This is a genomic window from Ferruginibacter sp., assembly GCF_028288465.1.
Lineage (GTDB): Bacteria > Bacteroidota > Bacteroidia > Chitinophagales > Chitinophagaceae > Ferruginibacter.
On record NZ_JAQBNR010000053.1, the window covers coordinates 100432 to 119197 of the forward strand.

Annotated in this window: 16 protein-coding genes; 4 read left to right on the plus strand and 12 right to left on the minus strand. The window is 41.0% G+C overall.

Translation table 11 applies throughout. The features are described from left to right. Positions 1 to 372: 372 nt before the first annotated feature. The 5 genes from ftcD to JWR61_RS20770 form a co-directional block, all read right to left on the minus strand. Entirely contained in the window at positions 373 to 2049 is a 1677-nt protein-coding gene (ftcD, locus tag JWR61_RS20750; RefSeq protein WP_301929621.1) for a glutamate formimidoyltransferase, read from the minus strand. A 173-nt stretch (positions 2050 to 2222) separates the two neighbouring features. Continuing rightward, positions 2223 to 3482: an imidazolonepropionase gene (gene hutI / locus JWR61_RS20755; protein ID WP_301929622.1), complete on the minus strand. Its 1260-nt coding sequence runs from the start codon at positions 3480 to 3482 to the stop codon at positions 2223 to 2225. Positions 3483 to 3510: 28 nt separating this feature from the next. Further along, positions 3511 to 4890: a UDP-N-acetylmuramate--L-alanine ligase gene (locus JWR61_RS20760; RefSeq protein WP_301929623.1), complete on the minus strand. Its 1380-nt coding sequence runs from the start codon at positions 4888 to 4890 to the stop codon at positions 3511 to 3513. 15 nt (positions 4891 to 4905) lie between these two features. Further along, positions 4906 to 6126 (minus strand): TCR/Tet family MFS transporter, encoded by a 1221-nt coding sequence (locus tag JWR61_RS20765; RefSeq protein WP_301929624.1) that lies wholly within the window; start codon positions 6124 to 6126, stop codon positions 4906 to 4908. Between the two features lie 98 nt (positions 6127 to 6224). After that, a complete protein-coding gene (locus JWR61_RS20770; protein WP_290338432.1) occupies positions 6225 to 6560 on the minus strand; it encodes a DMT family protein in 336 nt (111 codons plus the stop codon). 206 nt (positions 6561 to 6766) lie between these two features. Between JWR61_RS20770 and JWR61_RS20775 the strand changes: the two genes are divergently transcribed. Beyond that, a complete protein-coding gene (locus JWR61_RS20775) occupies positions 6767 to 7759 on the plus strand; it encodes a hypothetical protein (RefSeq protein WP_301929625.1) in 993 nt (330 codons plus the stop codon). A 116-nt stretch (positions 7760 to 7875) separates the two neighbouring features. On the opposite strand, the gene JWR61_RS20780 is transcribed toward JWR61_RS20775, so the two are convergent. The 4 genes from JWR61_RS20780 to JWR61_RS20795 are packed head-to-tail and all read right to left on the minus strand — an operon-like array spanning position 7876 to position 9668. Next, a complete protein-coding gene (locus JWR61_RS20780; RefSeq protein WP_301929626.1) occupies positions 7876 to 8310 on the minus strand; it encodes a VOC family protein in 435 nt (144 codons plus the stop codon). A 56-nt stretch (positions 8311 to 8366) separates the two neighbouring features. Further along, positions 8367 to 8813, minus strand: coding sequence for a DUF1801 domain-containing protein (locus JWR61_RS20785; RefSeq protein WP_301929627.1), 447 nt, complete (start codon positions 8811 to 8813; stop codon positions 8367 to 8369). Positions 8814 to 8853: 40 nt separating this feature from the next. Beyond that, complete coding sequence (locus tag JWR61_RS20790; protein ID WP_301929628.1) at positions 8854 to 9351, minus strand: SRPBCC domain-containing protein; 498 nt, start codon at positions 9349 to 9351, stop codon at positions 8854 to 8856. Continuing rightward, entirely contained in the window at positions 9348 to 9668 is a 321-nt protein-coding gene (locus tag JWR61_RS20795; RefSeq protein ID WP_301929629.1) for a helix-turn-helix transcriptional regulator, read from the minus strand. Before JWR61_RS20795 ends, JWR61_RS20790 begins: the two co-directional genes overlap by 4 nt. Before the next feature lie 189 nt (positions 9669 to 9857). Between JWR61_RS20795 and JWR61_RS20800 the strand changes: the two genes are divergently transcribed. Then, positions 9858 to 9980 carry a hypothetical protein gene (locus JWR61_RS20800; protein ID WP_301929630.1) on the plus strand — a complete coding sequence of 41 codons (123 nt, stop codon included), beginning with the start codon at positions 9858 to 9860 and terminating at the stop codon, positions 9978 to 9980. Between the two features lie 559 nt (positions 9981 to 10539). Here JWR61_RS20800 and JWR61_RS20805 read toward each other — a convergent pair. The 3 genes from JWR61_RS20805 to JWR61_RS20815 form a co-directional block, all read right to left on the minus strand. Further along, on the minus strand, positions 10540 to 11094 hold the full coding sequence (locus JWR61_RS20805) for a GNAT family N-acetyltransferase (RefSeq protein WP_301929631.1): 555 nt from the start codon (positions 11092 to 11094) through the stop codon (positions 10540 to 10542). 134 nt (positions 11095 to 11228) lie between these two features. After that, the gene (locus JWR61_RS20810) at positions 11229 to 12158 is read right to left on the minus strand and encodes a TlpA disulfide reductase family protein (RefSeq protein WP_301929632.1); all 930 of its coding nucleotides are present in this window, start codon (positions 12156 to 12158) and stop codon (positions 11229 to 11231) included. 358 nt (positions 12159 to 12516) lie between these two features. Beyond that, positions 12517 to 14763, minus strand: a complete 2247-nt coding sequence (locus tag JWR61_RS20815) for a TonB-dependent receptor (protein WP_301929633.1) — start codon at positions 14761 to 14763, stop codon at positions 12517 to 12519. A 364-nt stretch (positions 14764 to 15127) separates the two neighbouring features. Between JWR61_RS20815 and JWR61_RS20820 the strand changes: the two genes are divergently transcribed. Both JWR61_RS20820 and JWR61_RS20825 read left to right on the plus strand, forming a co-directional pair. Next, the gene (locus tag JWR61_RS20820) at positions 15128 to 17203 is read left to right on the plus strand and encodes a DUF4331 family protein (RefSeq protein WP_301929634.1); all 2076 of its coding nucleotides are present in this window, start codon (positions 15128 to 15130) and stop codon (positions 17201 to 17203) included. A gap of 197 nt (positions 17204 to 17400) precedes the next feature. After that, positions 17401 to 18762, plus strand: a complete 1362-nt coding sequence (locus tag JWR61_RS20825; protein WP_301929635.1) for a lipopolysaccharide assembly protein LapB — start codon at positions 17401 to 17403, stop codon at positions 18760 to 18762. The last annotated feature ends 4 nt before the right edge of the window (positions 18763 to 18766 follow it).

The window sequence follows — 18766 nt, forward strand, 5'->3', positions numbered from 1 at the left end:
AAATGTTAATAGATAAATTTGCCGGAAAGCATTTATGCGTTGCTGTGAAAAGGAAAATATTTTGGTCCGGGCAGCAGTTTTTCATAGCAGCATCGTTGTGTCGCTCACTTGTACTATATATCCGTGTGGAGCGCCTTCAACCAGTTGCAGTATTGCTAGCTTGAAGTGAACATTAATTTAAAGGCAAGGATAATAAGAAACTACAAAACCCTTTATAGGCAAGTATTTGAGCGCAACAGCTCAATAGAAAAATAAAAGTACAAGAGGGCGATGCAACGATGTTCAACAAAGCTTCTTAGCCCGGACAAAAATATTTTGATAACGCTTGTTGATGAATTCAGTTGAGAAAATTATGCAACTGTAAGCATGTTTTTACAAACCAATTTTTTCATTAACGATTTTTAGAATTGTCGCTTCCAATGCTATCGTTTCCTGTTCAATTTCGTTACCCCTCGCGACAATATCTTTTACAAACTCACCATCGGCATAACCAGCTGCATTGATGCGTACATTCATGAAAGCGCCCATCACAGCACTGCGTGCACAGAGTGCGCCAACGCCTGCATCCGACACAGAATTGGGATTGCCAGTTTCGGCCATGGCTTTTATAACCTGCATGCTGGCATGTGCCAGCTGCATTACTTTAAATGGAATCTCAATGGCATATTTAGTGGCCAGCTGAATGGCTTTTGTGCGTGCAGCTTTTTCTTCGTCTGTTGTTTTTGGTAAACCAAATGCATCCATGATCTGGTTGAAAGCTTTGGTATCTGCATCTACCAGTTTCAGCAATTCATTTTTGTATTGCTGGCCTTTATCCGCCCAATCGCTGAACTCTTTCCAGCGATCATCCCAGCCTTTTTTATGGGATGATAAATTGGCTACCATTGTAGCAAGAGAAATGCCTAAAGCGCCGATGTATGCTGCAATAGAGCCACCGCCAGGGGCAGGACTTTCGCTGGCAGTTTCATCTGCAAAATCAGTGAGTGATAAATTAATCAGTTTGCTGTCAACTTTCTCAGCCAGCAAATACTCTATGATTCTTTCTTCTGATTTAAAAGGCGCCAGTTCATCCAGGCCCATCGATTTAATGGCAATTTTGATCAGTTCTTTTTCTGACACGCCTGTTGAGCGTTGTTGTTTCAACAAAAAATATTTTCCTGCATCCAGCATGGCTTTTAATGGAATCAATCCTACCAGCTCACTGCCGGTCACGCGTATACCCCGCTCGTTTGCTTTGGTACAGACTTCATCAAATGCAATGTGCACGGGGGTTACATTGATGTTGGTGAGGTTGATGGAAATTTGTGCTATGCCATACTCTTCAATAAACCAGCCGATTGCCTTCACCGCTTTTAAACTACCGGGAATGTTTACCGGCTTACCATATTCATCCAGCTCTGGTTTACCGTTTACCTGCTTTACACGGCCAGCTTCCCTTACATCAAACGCAATGGCATTTGCACGGCGTGTGCTGGTGGTGTTCAGGTTTACATTGTAGGCCACTAAAAAATCGCGGGCACCAATTACAGTAGCGCCACGTTTGGCATCAAACATAGCAGGGCCAAAATCAGGTTTCCAATCAGGGTGTTCTATCTTTTTTGCAAAGCCCTCATACTCACCAGCACGTATATGCGATAAATTGCTGCGCTGCTTGTTAGGTTGCGCAGCTTCATATAAATACACCGGTAATTGTAACGCTTCCCCCACCCGCTTTGCCAGTTTCAGCGCATACTGTACCGTATCCTCCATTGAAATATTGGCCACCGGTATCAGCGGACAAACATCCGTAGCGCCCATGCGGGGATGCTCGCCTTTATGCGTGCTCATGTCAATCAGCTCGCCGGCTTTTTTAATGGCCCTGAAAGCCGCTTCCACAACAGCTTCAGGCGTACCTACCATCGTCACAACGGTACGGTTGGTCGCTTTACCCGGGTCCACATTTAATAAACGTACGCCATCCACGGCTTCAATTTCAGCAGTAATCTGGTTAATGATATTTAGATTATTTCCTTCACTAAAATTGGGAACACATTCAATAAGCTGTTGCATGTAAATATATTTTTAGCTGTCTTTTTAGCGTTAATATTGAACTCTTAATTTTATCAAAGATGCAAAAGAATATCAACATCAGAGTGATGATCATGGCATGAAAATAGGATCTTCCAAAAACTTTTTAATCATTCCCTATCCGCCAAAATCTGCGTTCAGACAAAAATCTTAATTCAGACATATTCTCCATTGATCATCACCTTATCAATTAAATTGCTGCCAAAAGCATACGGCAGGTAGGCAAGCGAAGGAATAGATTTGGTAAAAATCAAATTGGCCTTTTTACCGATAGTAATACTGCCGGCTGCGTCGCCCAACTCCATTGCAAAAGCGCCGTTAATGGTAGCGGCATTGATGGCTTCCTCCGGCAACATTTTCATTTGAATACAAGCCATCGCAAGCACTAAATTCATATTGCCGCTTGGCGATGAACCGGGGTTAAAATCACTTGCCAGTGCAATGGCACAACCGGCATCCATCAAAGCACGGGCATTGGGAAAACCCATTCTTAAAAAAAAAGCTGCCGTTGGCAATAAGGTGCAGATGGTTTGTTTGCCCTGCTTGTTTTGATTACCCAAGCTGTTAATTTCTTCGCCCGTTAAGGTTTCTAAATGATCAAGCGATATAGCGTTTAACTGTAGCCCCATTTCAATACCGCCAATGCTGTTTAACTGGTTTACATGTAGTTTAGGTTTCAGGCCATAACGCATGCCGGCTTTGCAAATGGTTTCCATTTCTTCCGGTGAAAAGAAACCGGTCTCACAAAACACATCGATGTAATCCGCCAAATTATCCTGAGCAATTACCGGCAGCATTTCGTTGACGATACTGTCAATATATCCACCATGATTCTCTTTGAACTGAATGGGATAAGTATGTGCTCCCAGGAAAGTAGATTTTATCAGCAGGTTCGATTTTTCTTTCAGCCGCTTTATCACCCGCAACATCTTTATCTCGCTTTCAACTGTTAATCCGTAGCCGCTTTTTATTTCGATGGAGCCCGTGCCCAGCTGACTGACTTCCTGTAATCTTTTCCAGGCCTGGTTGAACAATTCGTCTTCGGTGGCATCGTTTAATTTTTGTGCGGAGTTTAAAATTCCGCCCCCCTTCGCCGCAATTTCAGCATAGCTGATTCCTTTTATCTTATCAATAAATTCGCTTTCGCGACTGGCCGCAAACACAATGTGGGTATGGCTATCGCACCAGGCAGGCAGTACAAAACAATCCTGTGCATCAATAATATGTTTGGGAAGACGAGGCACTTTAAGCTCCAGCTCAAACATAGCACCGTAGTCTGCAATCACGCCATCTTCAATCAATACAAACGCGTTTTCTATACAGGGCAGTGTGGTCATGTCCGAACCACAAAGAAGATTGCTTTGCTCCCGTACGTTAACGAGTTGTTGTATGTTGGTGATCAGTGTTGCTGACATTCGAAACTTGTATTTAGGTCTCTTAAACTTATAAACCTGCTAAAATTTCTTTTCCAAATTGTTCCAGCCCCGGATCTCTTGCACCCATTAAAAGCAGCACACAATTATCTGTAAAATGTGTTCTGGCGGTTTGCAAAAAGTCTTTTCTGTCACTCACAAAAAAAGCATTTTTGCCGAGAGCTTTCAAATCATTGATCAGGTCGTTTGCCGAAATATCTTTTACTGCTGTACCGCCGGCATAAAAAATTTCACTCATCCATATTTCATCCTGCGGCCTTAATACAGCGGCTATTTCTTTTACAAAATCATTTCTTAAAAAGCGGGTCGGTCCATATCCATGCGGTTGAAACCAGGCAATCACTTTTTCTGCAACAGGCTGGCAAGCTTCGATACTGCGGGCACATTTTACCGGGTTATGTGCGTAATCGTCAATCAGCCAAACGCCATGCTGGTGGCCCAATACCTGGTGCCGACGGTAAATACCTTCGTAGTTTTTTAAGGCTGTGGAACAGGTGGCAAGATCGACTCCCAGTTGATTGGCTACGGCTGTTGCTGCCAATGCATTTTCCATGTTCAGTTTACCAACCGTGTTTAAACTAAAATCTGTTCCGTTGATGTTGAATGTGATGGTCAGGCATTTTTGTTCAAAGGCTGCTGCCTTGTAACCTGCATCGCTATCTATACCGACACCAAAATCATTGGCTGCATTTACAGACAACTGGCTCGCCAATGCATTGGACTGGTTGACTATAAATAATTGTTGTGTATTCTTTTTAAATGTGCCGAATATTTCTATCAGTTCGTCAATCTCCTGGTGGTCTTTATCAATGTTTAGCAACAGGCCAACTTCAGGATGGTACTGTACAATAGAACCATCACTTTCATCAGCTTCAATTACCAGCCAATCACCTTTGCCAACTTTCGCATTGCCAATCTTTCCTTCCTTAATAATACTGATAAGGCCGGCGCCACTGATGATGCCGGGCTGTAAGCCTCCCGCTGCCAGTATATCGTACAACATAGCACTGGTGGTACTTTTACCGGAGGTTCCGCCAACGGCAATTGTTTTTTTGCTCTTTGCAATCAGTGCTAATACTTCGCTGCGTTTTAAAATAGGGATGTTGAGAAGCTTTGCTTTTTGTACTTCTGCCACCGTATCCTCAATGGCTGTGGACACAACTACCAGGTCAGTATTTGCGGTGATGCCTTCTCCGTTTTGCAAAAAACATTGTATGCCTTCCGCTGATAATTTTTCTTTGGTATCATTTGCTTCACCTTCTCTAAAATAGCGGTCGCTGCCACTCACATTTTTTTGAATGCCTGCCAGGTATTGCGCAATGGCGCTCATGCCTGTTCCCGCAATGCCGATAAAAAAAACGTTTTTAAAATCGCTGATATCTTTGATCATCTGCTGAACAATTTTTTATGAGATGGTTGTGTTATGCCGCAAGGTACGCCAGGCCAATACCAAACTGATGGTCATAAACAGGCCGCCTAAAAAAAAGGCTGCACCAGCAAAATGCACCGGCGCACCTGGTTTGGTGAAGTAGGAGAACAAATTCGTCATTAACAACGGTCCGATAATATTGGTAACGCTCATTACGCTGGTAAGGCCGCCCTGCAATTCGCCCTGTTCGTTTGCGGGAACCTGTCCGCTGATGATGGATTGTAATGCAGGACCGCACACACCACCAAGACAGTAAGGCACCAAAAATAAAAACATCATCCAGCTTTGCGTAGCCATGGAAAATAAAAACAGGCCAACAGCATATAACGCAATCCCCAGGTAAACACTTTTTTTATTTCCCAGCCACGGGTTTACAATACGTATTAAACCGCCCTGTACTGCTCCCACCAGCAAGCCAACCAAGCCAAGCGAAATACCAATGGTGCGTGGCGTCCAGTTAAACTGCTTTATTCCGAAAAAAGACCAGGTGCTTTGTACGGCATTGGCCGCTAAATAGATCAGGAAAAAAGAAAGAATCAGCCCTCCCACCGCGGGATATTTTTGTAATTGTTTGAGACTTCCAATCGGGTTGGCTCTTTTCCACTGAAACTCTCTACGATTTTCAACCGCCAAAGATTCGGGTAACACAAAGTAGCCATACAAACAATTTACAAGACTCAGGCACGCTGCTACAACAAAAGGAACTCTAACTCCATATTCGCCGAGCAGTCCGCCAATAACAGGCCCCAGTATAAATCCCAACCCGAATGCAGCCCCAACCATACCAAAGTTTTGTGCCCTGTTCTGTGGCGTGCTAATATCGGCAATGTAAGCAGTTGCGGTTGTAAAACTGGCACCGGCAAAACCAGCAATGAGGCGGCCTATAAACAACCAGCCGATGGAAGGTGCCAGGGCAAGGAAAATGTAATCAATTCCCAAACCAAGTAAGGAAAGCAGCAAAACGGGACGCCTGCCATATTTATCGCTGAGGTTACCCAGCAAGGGCGCAAATAAAAATTGCATAATGGCATATGCAAAAGCCAGCCAGCCGCTATACCTTGAAGCATCGCTGATAGTACCATGAATCAGCCGCTCTATCAGCCCCGGCACAACCGGTATAATCAGACCGATACCTGTAACATCTATTAACAGGGTAATAAAAATAAAGCTGATGGCTGCAGAACGTTTGGTCTCCATAAAAGTATTTAGTTATAAACAAAGATAAGGCCCTGCAACATACGGGTACCAGCACTAAACAAAGTATTCCATTTTGAAAAAAGAGTGCAGAGCGTTATTTATTTTTTAAACATAAAATAGACAGCACCCAACAGCAAGACAAAGCTTACCAGGTATTTCCATTGTAAAGGTTCCTTCAGGTACACCACTGCGAAGATGGCAAACACCACAAGCGTGATTACTTCCTGTGTAATCTTTAACTGAAAGCCGCTCATACCGCTCAGGTAACCAATCCTGTTTGCCGGCACCATCAGGCTGTATTCAAAAAAAGCAATGCACCAGCTCAGCAAAATTGCCTTCCACATGGTTAATCCTTTTTCTTTTAAAAGGCCGTACCATGCAAACGTCATAAAAATATTGGAAGCTATTAGCAAGCCGATTGTTTTAAAATTCATATCTGTACAGTTGAATTTCAAAAATAATTAAAATCAAACTATAAATTACGTGCGCTGCAAGTCATTGGCCTTATTAAAACTGGCATGGTTTTAGAAATTCACTTTTATAAAAATTGTAGATTTTTTAACTTAGTTGTTAACATATCCACATTTGGAACCAAACATATTTTCACATTCATTATTTTTATAACCAAAAACAACTCCATATGGCATTCGAAAATTTCCCTCCATCAGAATCACCACAATCTACTCCTCCAAGAGAGCAGAAAAAAGATTGGCGCACGCTTTTATCTATTCCGTTGATTATTGCACTACTTGGTACCTGGGGCTATATCATTTGGGATAAGAGTAAAACAAAAGATGAGATTCAAAAAAAAGATGTGCAGTATGCATCGGTAGTTACAGAAAAAGATACACTGCAAAGCCAGCTTGAAGAAGCGACTATGCGCTACGATATTTTAAAGACCACGAATGCAAAAAACGACAGTACCATTACTGCAAAAGACAGGGAGATTGCCGCAAAAAAGGCACAAATACAGGGTATTCTTTCCAAGCAACATGCTACTGCAGCGGAATTGAAACAGGCTAAAGAATTAATAGCCTCACTCAATACTGATATTGCGGATTACAAAGTACAGATAGAAACATTGAAAGGAGAAAATGCGGTATTGACTCAGGAAAAAGAGGTGGTGACACAGGAAAGAAATAAAGTAAAGCAGGATTATGATTCAGCAAAAAATGTAATCAAGGCAAGGGAAGACGTTATCGACGTTGGTTCAACCTTACATGCAGCCAACTTCTCAATTGTGGGAATAGATGACAAGGGAAATGGTAAGGAAAAAGAAACAACCAAAGCAAAAAAAGTAGATAAAATCCGCATTGCCTTTGACCTCGATGAAAACAGGATTGCCACTTCCGGTCCGAAAGATTTGTACATCCTTGTTACCGCACCTGACGGTAAACCTGTATCAGTTGAAGCGCTTGGTTCAGGAGTATTCACTACCAGGGAAGGAGAACAAAAAACTTACACACAAAAAGTTAGTGTAAATTATAACCAGGGGGAAAAACAGCGGGTTAGTTTTGACTGGAAACAAAACTCGCCGTACATAACCGGGGATTACAAAATTGAAGTTTATCACAACGGTTTTAAAATTGGCGAAGGCACACGACACTTTAAAAAAGGTGGCTTATTCGGTTAGCACTTGTAACACATTCAGTAAAAGTCCCGGAGGTTTTCCGGGACTTTTTTATGTTGATTAATTTGAAAACCGCTTCTGATTTCAAGGAGCCTGGCTGACGTAGTTTTTAGCGGTTATTACCCGTTGTTTTTAGGGTCAAAGTCCACCATCCATTCAATACCATATTTGTCTCTAAAACAACCGAAATAGGAACCCCAGGGACTATCACCAATAGGCCCCTCGATTTGTCCTCCTACAGACAGCCCATTAAACAATTGATCCGCTTCTTCTTTGCTCTCTGCGGTTATTACAATTTTGCTTCTGTTCTCATTTTCATTTGTTTTTCCCATAAATTCCGGTACATCATTTCCCATCAACATATCAGTTTTACCAATAGTCAGGGCAATATGCATAATTTTATTTTCTTCCTTTTCTGCAACCTTAAAGTCAGCACTTGCCAGGTCTTTGAAACGGATAATCTTTACAAACTCTCCGCCAAATACTGATTTGTAAAAGGTAAATGCTTCTTCGGCGTTTCCGTTGAAGTTCATGTGAGGATTGATACGTGCCATAATTTTTAATTTTTGTATTGTTTAATTGTTATTAGAAGGCATTCTATTTTTTTAAATCATTTCGTCAGGTCATCCTTTTTATTCGTGGCCTCAACGCCATATAAAATTGAAGTTTCAAGTATGCCAGGGTTTATATCTTTCAGTGCTTTAAACCTGATGCAATACCCGGTGACGGTTGCCTTTCCTATTTTATTTGCATAGGTTTTGGCTAAGTACGTCTTATCCTCTATACCAAGAATGTATACAGAAATACCGGTTGTATTTGCACTTAAACCAATTTGATAAAATTCCCTGCTTGTACCATCAGCATATTTTATAATGTAAGATCCATATCCGATATTAGGATTAGAAACAGTTTTATTTTCACTGTTTTTACCATCCAGGAACCATAATTTACATGCCGGCATTATTTGCAAAATACGGTGGTGCAGGGCTTCCATGTCACTGCGTTTTGGTTCAGGCAGGCTGGTAATATACTCCTTGATTTGTTGCTGTACGGTCATTTTAATGCATTGAAGTATTTGCGATTATTTTGTAATCCTGTCATTTTTGAGATAACCTTGCCAACAGATTTTCCAGGTTGCTCAATGACATTTTCATTCCTTGTGTAAAGCCGTCCAATATCCTCTCTAACCTTTCAAGCGATTCATTGTAAATAGTGATGCTCACTTTTGTTGTACCATTTTGTTCGCTGAAAGTATGATCCCATTCAGATCCAGGTAATTCACGATTTTCAGCTGCATCTGCAAAAGCATTATACATTTTAAAGTTGGTTTTAGGAGTAATGGAAGTGTATTCCTGAATTGCCCAACGCTCTTCTCCTTCAGGGCTTACCATTGCATAAAATCTTTTGCCGCCAATTTTAAAATGCATGTATTTCGTTTTGCAGGTCCAGGGTTTAGGTGCCAACCATTGGTCAAGCAGTTCCTGTTTTGTAAAAGCATCCCACACCAGTGAAAGTTCAGCATCAAATTCCCTGGTGATGTATACCATTTTGGCTTTTTTGTCAACAGTAAAATCAAATAATAAGTTAGCGCTCATTTTTTCTGTTTTTTTATGGTTGATAATACGATATCAAGTTGATTAAAGCGGGTTTCCCAAAGCTTCCTGAATTGCTCAAGCCATTTATCTATTTCTTTCATTTTTTTAATTTCAAGTGAATAATAGATTTCCCTGCCCTGTTGTTCCTGCTTCACCAGTTCGCATTCTGTAAGTATCCGCAAATGCTTGGACACAGCTTGCCGGGTGGTATTGAAGTTTTCAGCAATGGCATTAGGCGTCATTGCCTGCAATGCTATTAAGGTAATTATTGCCCTCCTCGTTGGGTCGGCTATTGCCTGAAAAATATCTCGCCTCATGATTTTAATTTTCTATTTACGCATCCAATCGGTTGCAAATATATGCGCAACTATTCGGTTTCTCAAGTGTTTTGATAAATATTTTTTTAGAGAAAAGTATATGGAAAAATTTGTAAGCAAAATGGGACATTATGGTTACAAAATAAACTCAAACGCAGGGTCAAAGTCAATTTTGATTATATCAAATGTATGAATGCATTCGCCCTTGTAGATTCCATTACTAATTGTGGCTGGAATCCAATTGCGAAAAGTCCACTCGCCATTTATACAGGTGCTGTCCCATCGCCTGCTCCTGCAAATGGCGGTTTTTGACCCAATTTTTTTGACAACTCAACAATAGTTTGCTAACATCTATTTTTAATTCCTGTTTAATAGCAATTAGTGTTAAAAAATCAATTGAATATTTGGTATGTCAGGTCGATTCGTATATACTTCCTCCTTTAAAAATTAAATAAAAAATGGAGGTCTGTATAGCGATTTTGTACACGAATTCCGTGTTCTCCACCGTGTTGTCAGTAAACTGCACCTTTGAATTTTGTAACCATTCCCCTGCGCCTTTTTCTATCGAAGCCCTGCCAAGCACTATATTGTTACCACTGAATATTTATAACGTCTGGGCTATGCAATCGCCCTTCCAAAGCTGCATCACCTTTTTCAAAAGCACTCCTGATGGCCACCGTCGCGTTTTCGAGGAATTGCTTTAAAGCCGCAGTACCCGTGATCTCTTGCTAAATGGCAGTGGCCGAACAACACACCATGATGAGTAATTAAAAAAACAGCTTCATACAAAAATGTTAACGCCACTTGTCCAACCGGACATTGCGTAAATTCACGATGAATGCCAAGGCAAAAAATGAAGACTGGTTTGCTTTTAAATAATGCTTTTAAAATTCCCAATTGAATTTGTCAAATAGTAGTATAGTAAGTAAGGCTCTCTATTATCAGGTTCATTTGATTCTGTAAACGAAAGTTTCTTCAACAGCTTCAAAGAATCCTGGTTATCCCTGTGAGAGAACGCTTCTATTTTTCGAACTTTAATTGTATTGAATGCATAGTCAATCACTTTTTCAACAGCCTCTTTCATTATGCCATGTCCCTGGAAGTTTGTCAACAATTCATAGCCAATTTCACACTGGTCATTTTCATCTGAAAAACTAAAAAGGCAAACTGTACCGATTAATGTGTCGCCGTCACGCATAGTAATTGCCCAATATAAGGAGTTGTTTTTGCTGATATTCTCATTCACCTTAGTTATGAAATTCCTTGCATCATCAATCGTTTTGCTTATTGGCCTGTCAAGGTATTTATTGATTTCGCTATCAGAACGCAAAGTTAAAATTTCCTGTTCATCATTAATCTCCAGTTGTCTGAGCACCAGCCTTTCTGTTGTCAAATTTGGAAAAGGCGTGAAAGATTTATTTAACATAGTGTTGAATTTTGCTTTTTAAATTGAAGGTTATCATAGACTGACGCTAACGTTCGATTGTATGAATACTCTCAGCCTCTCCAGATTTTTGATTTCGAAGAGATATAATTACAATGAAAATCTTACAACAAAACTTATTCCTCTAATAGCAAATTACCCAGCTTGGTTTCCAATTTGCTTAAATCGCTATCCCCCTTTTCACCAACCCTGTTGTCATAAATTATTTTCCCATTCTTGTCTATCAGATAAATTCTTGGGATGGCGGTTAGGCCACCGTAATCATTAATTAACGTCGCATCATCATAGATATTAATCCAGTGCATGTTGTTGTCTTTTACAGCTTTTAAGTAAGTAGTGTATTGGGAGCTATAGGCGATAGAAATTACTTCCAGACTTTTGGAATATTTATCATGCAACGCTCTTATTTCAGGCATTTCTGTTATACACGGTCCACACCAGGTGGCCCAGAAGGTCAGCAAAACCAATTTTTTTCCGCGAAATGAATAGAGCGAAACTTTATTACCGTCAATATCTTTTGCGTTGAAATCCGGCGCCATATTATTTACTTTGACAGTTAATTTACCTGCTAAATGTTTTTTTAAAAACCTACCTTCTTCACTGTTTTTAAATTTATCAGGAAATGTGCTGTTAAAAATCAACAGTATCGAATCCGGTGATTGGAGGTTTAGCAGGTTTCTTCTAAAGTAAACAAAGGCATAATACGAATTTCCATTTTTAAGGACATAATCAAAATTCTTTTTAAGAATCAGCAGACCCAGCCGGGCATTTTCATTTTGTGCAGCTGTGTCACTACCGTGATAAATTTCTTTATCATGTTGCAAAACAAACGACCGCCGATTGCTCTCCTCTCTTGCACTGTATGCTAACATCCTATCCTTTTCTTTTTTAAAATCAAATGCGTTAATAAGGTTATAATTTTGAAAAGGCGATTTACCTGCATCTCCTTTGTTCAATATTATTACAGCGGCCTTTTCTGTAACAAAAAAACGGTTTTCGAAATACTCTACCAGCAACCCCGGTTCAGGATAGGTAAGTTTGATCATTGCGTAATTTGAGTAGTAGACTCCTTTAATGTTAATTGCTAAGTTTTGGGTATCCTTAATCTCTATTAACTTTTGGGACTGGCCATCATCAACATAAATTTTTAACTGGCTAATACTTATCGCTCTATTTAGTTTAATTGTTACCTGGTAAGTTTTATGAGCGGAAACTGCTAAACTGGAGAGTACAAAAATAACTAACAACGGGGAAAAAAGTTTTACATGCATTACCTGAAAGTTTTACATAACCGGTTTCTCACCAGTCCGGATTTACGAAGTCTTTGCACATGCAAATACTGTTAGGAAGAATTTGCAAAGTATGCGCTAAAATAACGCAATTGTATATAACACCAGCGTTCCATCAAAAAAACACAGCGAGTTTTAACCTGGCGAAAAAAGGTGTGCCCGGCGTAAAATTAAGTTCGGTAGTGGCTGCGGTTTCATTTTGTAAACGGGAAGTGGTGGCAAACTGTGCTTCGTTCCATTGTGCGTTCAGCATGTTTTCTATTGCCAGTCCTATTTCATAAGTGGGTTTGGTATAATTGATGGAGGCATCGGCTAAAAAATAGCCTTTGGCTATGATGCTGTTGTCTTCATTGGCGGGTCGGTTTTTAATATAGCGATAGGATATGCTGCCATTGAATCCCTTGCTGGCCTTGTAATACAGGCCGCCTGTACTGGTGGCTGTGGGCGCAAGCGGAATATAGTTTGCTCCCTTATCTAAACCTAGTGCCCTTGGTTTTGTAAAGTTGACATTGACATTGGCGAAAATATTGTTTGCCAGCTGATAGCGGGCAATCACGTCTACGCCTTTGCGCAGGGTTTTACCGGCAGGTTCAATATTGCCATCATCACCTACATATACAAACTCCTGGTTTAGTTTTAAATACCAGGCGGCGATGTTGAATAGCAACTTTTTGTTGGGCTTTATAATTATACCCAGATCTGTTCCGTAAGCGGCAGGTAAAATTTCCTTTCCGTTATTGGCCACCACTACCCTTGTATCATTGCTATGAAATCCCTTGCCAGTTTTTACGTACAGCTGCAAGGCGGCAGTGGCTGTGTACTGGATATTTATTTTAGGACTGAGGGTCATTTTTGATTGCCCTGGCTGTTGCAGATTGCTTAACTTGTTAAAATAATAAAAGTGAAAATAGTCTGCACGAAGCCCGGCATCTAAAAGCCATTTTCCTTCACTAAACTGCTGCTGCGTAAAGGCGAATCCGTTGGTTTCCTTTATATTTCCCAATTGAATGTTACTTAAAAATACACGTTTTACAACATGTGTTAGTTTACTATCCTGTGTGACATCATACCTTACACCTGCGCCGTATGTGGATTTCAGGCTAAACTTACCCAGCTGGTATTGGTGATTTAGCTTGGTCTGGTACCCGGCAAGGTTTCTTCTTTCGCCCTGGTTTATTTCGTCTCCCTTGACAGGATCATTTAAATAAAACGTAAAGTCAGAATAGAGGTCAAACAGATAGCGGCTGTAAAACAACTGGTTTTGCCAGTAAGCCCCGTTCGTAAAATGATGTATGAGCAGCAGGCTTGCATTGTACCGTTGCGTTTGGCCACCTTCGCTTGCATCAATACTTCCAAAACGATCAATCAAACCGTTCGCCACGGCTCTTTCAGGTACCTGGCCAGATGCGTTCCAGCCACTTGCAAAAGAAGACACGTTTGCAGTCAACTGTGTACGGTCGCTAAGGGCCAGATTGTACTTTCCAAAAATGTTGTAACGCTTAAAATGTTGCGGATTAATGGTGGGGCCATTCGTATAATTGACTTCGCAGACAATATAACCGCTCTGCCTGATTTTATCTTTTTTGATCAGATCGAGCATGGCTAATGCACGGTAAGTATTAAATCTGCCAGCTTCAACCTGTATCCTGCTGTTGGCTATATTATTAAACGTACTGAATGCAACATAGCCGGCCGTGTTTAAATTACCATGATCAGCATAGTAAGGGCCGGTCCCAAAATCAATATTATTGATGGTTTCAGGGATGATAAAATGTGCATCGGCGTACCCCTGCCCGTGTGCATGGCTTACCATGTTTGCCGGCAGGCCATCGACTGATACCTGCACGTCGGTGCCATGGTCGCAATCAAATCCCCGAAGAAATATTTGCTCGGCCTTTCCTCCACCGGCATGCTGCGCTACGAACAGGCCGGGCACAAGGCGCAACAATTCCTGCGTATTGCGTACCGGTTTAAGATCAAGATCTATCTTACTCAAAGTGCTGAATTTAGTGACGCTGTTATTTTGAAGTACCACTATATCTTTTAAATTAAGTACTGCATGCTCCAGTTCAATGGTGATATTTGCCTGGCTGCCTGTATGAACATGCTGGGATTTATAACCAACCAGAGAAACTGCCAGGCTATCATTTATATTTTTAAGGAATAGTATGAAATTACCTGACTGGTCAGAACTTGTACTTGCACCATTACTCCCCAAATCTGCTATGGCGGCGTATCCGAGTGGCTGCATGGTGCCCGCATCCATTATTCTTCCACTCACTTTTATTTGGCAAAAGGCTGCTTCGCTGGTGATACAACAAACAAAAAACAGGAAAGGAATGAAACAGCTGTTCTTCTTCATAAGCACAATTTTAAGCCAGTCTTTTCATACTTACGTATACATTTTGTACAGGGATTTATTAATAGAGAACTATGTTTTCCATTTGCCAACGATACCCCTTTCATAAAAATCAACAGCGCCAAAAAAAAGTTCAAAAAATAAATAAAATGTTAAATCCAATATTTTATTAAACACGTACATACAATGAGCTCACCATTTTAAAGCCTCTACGAAAACAACAATCAATTATTAAGAAGAACTGCATGCCACGTTTGTACCCAATGTACATGCATCACTTTGTCACCTAATCCGCACACTTGCCAAACTTTTATTGCCTTGCTTCCCTGCATGCAGGAAATTATTTTTCAACAAAAAACTATTCATTATGAAAAGAAAAATTTCGACAGCTATTCTGCTTATGGTTATGCTTGTAAATACCACGGCACCTGCGTTTGCGTCATCGCACCGGGAGGCGCCGCTCATTGCCAATGACCCGTTGGCAGACAATACAGATGTCTATGCTTTTCGAAGCCCCGATGATCCGAACTATGTAACCATTATCGCCAATTATGTCCCCGGCCAATTGCCACAGGGCGGCCCTAATTATTACCAGTTTGGTGAAAATATACGTTACGAAATTCATATTGATAACAACATTGCAACCAAAGGAGACGATATTATTTATCGTTTCACTTTCAACAAAACCAATGAAGATCCTTCTACTTTCTTCAACATCAGGTTGGGCAAACAAAACCTTAAAACAACCTACAAACTAGAAAGAAGTATGGACGGAGGGATGAGTTTTCAAACCGTTGTAGAAAAAGGTAAAGTACCCCCACCGAATATTGGCGCACGTTCTAACCTTTCTTCAGTTGGTTTAGGTGCTTCAGACTACACGCAGGAAGTTGTGAATGCCCTTGCAACAGCCACCACCGGCGAGAAGGTTTTTTGCGGCCCGGCAGACGACCCCTTCTTTGTAGATCTTGGAGGAATTTTCGATCTGGGTGATGCACCCCGTACAAACGGAATGCCTCCGACAGACGGGTTAAGATGTTTAAACGTTTCTACTATCGCTTTAAAGATAGATATAAGCACTTTGCAAAAAGATAAAAAACCCGTAAGTCAGGCTACCAGCATCCTTGATCCAAATTTTGTTATTGGTGTTTGGGCAAATGCCAGCCGGCAAAAAATAAGCATTTTAAGAGAAGATGGTAAAGGAACGACCAATTCCGGCCCATGGGTACAGGTATCGCGTCTTGGCATGCCATTAACCAATGAAGCGGTAATTCCGATAGGATACAAAGACTACTGGAATTCTTTATCACCCTATGAAGACCTCTCCAAACTGAGTACTTTCGGAAAATTCTTTTACAATCCTGAACTGGCCCTGTACATGGATGATACCTATTTTGGAGGCGCTGTTCCGGCATTAAAACCATTGCGCATACAAAGAAATTCATTGGGTGGATTTGGATTTGGCAACAACCAAAATGGTTTGTTTGGCCTTAAAGGGAATGCTGCCCTCAATGGTACAGCTCTCGCTGAATCTGCATTTGGCGGCTTGTTGTTACCGGCAGCAAATTCACCCAGGTCGGTTGATTTATGGCCTATCTTCCACACCGGGGTACCCAACCTGGCCCCTTACCAGTTGGCAACGGGCAAAGCGGGTAATCCTTTAGCAAAAGGGAAGCCATTTATATCAAATTTTTTACCGAATGGTGGAGACATGCTTCGTCTGAACATGGCTGTACCACCTACCCCCAGAACGAGCTCCGAGTTTAGTTCTCTCGGCTTAATACAGGCAGCAGTACTGGGTTTAACAGACCCTGCTTACAACTCAAATACTTCTATCCAGTATATCCCCAACATGGATGGTTTTCCTAACGGCAGAAGGCTGGAAGATGATGTGACAAGAATTGAACTACAGGCAGTGGGCGGCGTAGTGTTGGCAGCCATTGGCTTATGGTATGATGATTACATTCCTGGCTCAAGCCCCAGCCCGGTTACACCTAACCTGGTAAAAGTATTGACTTATACTACCGGAGTGGAAGCGAATGATGTTGCACTAAAGCAATTTTTTCCATATGTACAGGAGCCTTTTGCAGGTACATATATCTGCCCTTGCAATACGCCCAACAATGCCAGGAGTAACAATACCATCAGAAGTACAGTGAACATGGGGGGCCTGACAATGTCTGCACCTGAAGTTTTCGCAAAAGTTTCTCCTAATCCTTTTATCGGTAACGGAACGATTACCTATCGTGTTGACAATACCTCGAGGGTAAGTATTTCATTGGTAAATGCAGAAGGACAGCAAGTAAAAATGCTGGTAGATAAAAATGTGAAGCCAGGAACTTATACTGAAAAATGGGATGGACATGGTTTAACTAAAGGTATTTATTTTATAAAAGTGACAAAGGATGGTGAAGTTAAACAAACAATTAAAGTTGTAAAAGGATAATTCTTTATAAAAAAGGTTGTTTTAAAAGCATCAGCTGCCGAAGGCTGAAACAGCTATCAGGATTGAAGTTCGAAGAATGGCTGAGCTCTTTTAAAATATCCGTGTTTTTAAAACAACCTTTTTTAATTCGCTGAATGATTCGATTAAAAGAATAATCTTAACCTGATTGATCATCTCTTATCAACAAACTGAAGAACATGAAAAAAAATATTTTATACATCCTGTTACTGATTGTGTTTACGGGCTCTGCAGGCCTTATAATCTTACAATATCAAAATAAAGAAAAAAAAATGGAAGCAATAGTCTACACAATGCTTCCGCGTAAAGGCTTACTGGCAAAAACAGATGAATGGATACTTACACAAAAAAATGTTGCGTTACTGCAGCGTAAAATAAAAGCCAATCCGAATGATACGAAATCGATTGTAGCATTGGCAAATTATTTTATACTGGAGGGAAGGGCAACCGGTAATTATCAATACTATGACATGGCAGCAATGAAACTGGTGACTGCTGCGCTGAAAATTGATGCCAATAATTTTGAGGCCCTTACGCTTAAATCATTGATATATCTTAGCCAGCATCATTTTTCGGATGGCTTGGCGACTGCCTTACAGGCACGAAACATCATTCCATACAACGCATTTGTACAGGGCATATTAGTAGATGGGAATGTAGAAATGGGCAACTATGATTCTGCATTGAATTGTGCTCAAAAAATGATGGACATCCGGCCAGACATGCGTTCTTACGCAAGGGCATCCTACCTCCGGGAAATATTTGGTGATTATACAGGCGCTGTTGACGCTATGAAATTAGCCATTGATGCAGGCGCCCCCGGAGATGAAGCAACAGAATGGTCAAGGGTGCAACTGGGCCATTTGTATGAAAATACCGGCGACCTTAAAAGCGCTGAAATGAACTACCAGTTGGCGCTGAATGAACGGCCAGGTTACATGTATGCACTTGCAGGAATGGCACGTTTAGCTTTGGCTGCAAAGGACTACAACAAAGCCATAGACTTCTACCAGCAAGCAACTAAAGATGCTTCCAGCAATGCTTTTATGCAGGAGATTGCAAACGTATACTATTTGTCCGGGCAAAAAGAAAAAGCTGCGAAACTTACAAAAAACCTGATTGATGAATTGAATAAAAATGCAACAGCAGCCAACAGCGATGAAAGCATCGGACACTATGCTGATAAAGAACTGGCCTATGCCTATCTCTCTGCGGGCAACAAAGAAAAGGCACTTGAACATGCACTGATGGAATATAACCGGCGGCCAAAAAACATTGATGTAAATGAAACACTGGCCTGGATGTATTTCGAAAACAATGAACCAGGTAAAGCCTTGCCATACCTCCAGGAAGCGATGAAGACCAACAGTAAAAATCCAACACTGTTGTGCAGGGCGGGATTAATTTTCGCAAAAAATGGCGACACTGTTAAAGCAAATAAATACCTGCAGGATGCCGTACAAAATAATCCTAACATAGATGAAACGCTTAAGACGGCTGCATTACAACAGATAAAGAGTTTCGTAAGTTTTAGTAAATGATAAA

Excerpts from the sequence above, each read along its gene's own strand:
- JWR61_RS20770 (WP_290338432.1), bottom strand. The coding sequence starts at position 6,560 with ATGAATTTTAAAACAATCGGCTTGCTAATAGCTTCCAATATTTTTATG.
- JWR61_RS20760 (WP_301929623.1), bottom strand. The coding sequence starts at position 4,890 with ATGATCAAAGATATCAGCGATTTTAAAAACGTTTTTTTTATCGGCATT.
- JWR61_RS20780 (WP_301929626.1), bottom strand. The coding sequence starts at position 8,310 with ATGGCACGTATCAATCCTCACATGAACTTCAACGGAAACGCCGAAGAA.
- JWR61_RS20820 (WP_301929634.1), top strand. The coding sequence starts at position 15,128 with ATGAAAAGAAAAATTTCGACAGCTATTCTGCTTATGGTTATGCTTGTA.
- JWR61_RS20810 (WP_301929632.1), bottom strand. The coding sequence starts at position 12,158 with ATGATCAAACTTACCTATCCTGAACCGGGGTTGCTGGTAGAGTATTTC.
- JWR61_RS20790 (WP_301929628.1), bottom strand. The coding sequence starts at position 9,351 with ATGAGCGCTAACTTATTATTTGATTTTACTGTTGACAAAAAAGCCAAA.
- JWR61_RS20825 (WP_301929635.1), top strand. The coding sequence starts at position 17,401 with ATGAAAAAAAATATTTTATACATCCTGTTACTGATTGTGTTTACGGGC.
- JWR61_RS20795 (WP_301929629.1), bottom strand. The coding sequence starts at position 9,668 with ATGAGGCGAGATATTTTTCAGGCAATAGCCGACCCAACGAGGAGGGCA.
- ftcD (WP_301929621.1), bottom strand. The coding sequence starts at position 2,049 with ATGCAACAGCTTATTGAATGTGTTCCCAATTTTAGTGAAGGAAATAAT.
- JWR61_RS20775 (WP_301929625.1), top strand. The coding sequence starts at position 6,767 with ATGGCATTCGAAAATTTCCCTCCATCAGAATCACCACAATCTACTCCT.
- JWR61_RS20785 (WP_301929627.1), bottom strand. The coding sequence starts at position 8,813 with ATGACCGTACAGCAACAAATCAAGGAGTATATTACCAGCCTGCCTGAA.
- JWR61_RS20805 (WP_301929631.1), bottom strand. The coding sequence starts at position 11,094 with ATGTTAAATAAATCTTTCACGCCTTTTCCAAATTTGACAACAGAAAGG.
- JWR61_RS20765 (WP_301929624.1), bottom strand. The coding sequence starts at position 6,126 with ATGGAGACCAAACGTTCTGCAGCCATCAGCTTTATTTTTATTACCCTG.
- JWR61_RS20800 (WP_301929630.1), top strand. The coding sequence starts at position 9,858 with ATGAATGCATTCGCCCTTGTAGATTCCATTACTAATTGTGGCTGGAAT.
- JWR61_RS20815 (WP_301929633.1), bottom strand. The coding sequence starts at position 14,763 with ATGAAGAAGAACAGCTGTTTCATTCCTTTCCTGTTTTTTGTTTGTTGT.
- hutI (WP_301929622.1), bottom strand. The coding sequence starts at position 3,482 with ATGTCAGCAACACTGATCACCAACATACAACAACTCGTTAACGTACGG.